The sequence below is a fragment of the Christiangramia aquimixticola genome (genome assembly GCF_048285835.1).
Classification (GTDB): Bacteria; Bacteroidota; Bacteroidia; order Flavobacteriales; family Flavobacteriaceae; genus Christiangramia; species Christiangramia aquimixticola.
The window spans coordinates 1-483 of the sequence record NZ_JBLVTL010000024.1 but is presented as its reverse complement, the minus strand read 5'-3'; the positions used below and the strand labels follow the sequence as shown (position 1 = coordinate 483).

General features: G+C 39.5%; 1 protein-coding gene. It reads right to left on the bottom strand.

Annotated elements, in window-relative coordinates:
- Positions 1–483 (bottom strand): FAD-dependent oxidoreductase (locus ACNKXV_RS13320; RefSeq protein ID WP_417908230.1); only part of this gene is annotated, 483 nt, incomplete at both ends.

Genomic DNA, 483 nt, shown 5'->3' with positions numbered 1-483 from the left:
CAAAACCAAGAGGTTTGCTCAATAAAATCAATCCTCTCCCCGGTTCCATCGGGCAATCCTTCCACAGTTTTTTGGTAAATGCATTGGTACAGACGGCAATTTTTCTTGCTCTGAATTCAAGGTGTTCTTGACCAATGGATCCAATAGCTTTTAGACTTCCTGACTCTTGATCAATCTCTTCGACAGAAATGCCCGTGAGAATCTTAATTCCAAGACTTCCCGCTTTTTCCCAAAGTGAATTTAAATAAGCAGCGGGATCCAGCTCGCCTTCAAATCTATTTTTGATGACCGCTTTAACTTGGTCAGAAAAGCCAAATTTGAGTGGGTTTTTGACCAATGAAAAAACTTCTTTTTTGAATACTTTCTTCAGTAAGTGATTGATTTCCTCGATTTGTTCGACAGCCTTAAGGGAATCTTGATCTAAGATTTCATATCCATTTCGATGCTGATAGCGCAGTGCTTTCTCACCAAAGTGCTTTTTGA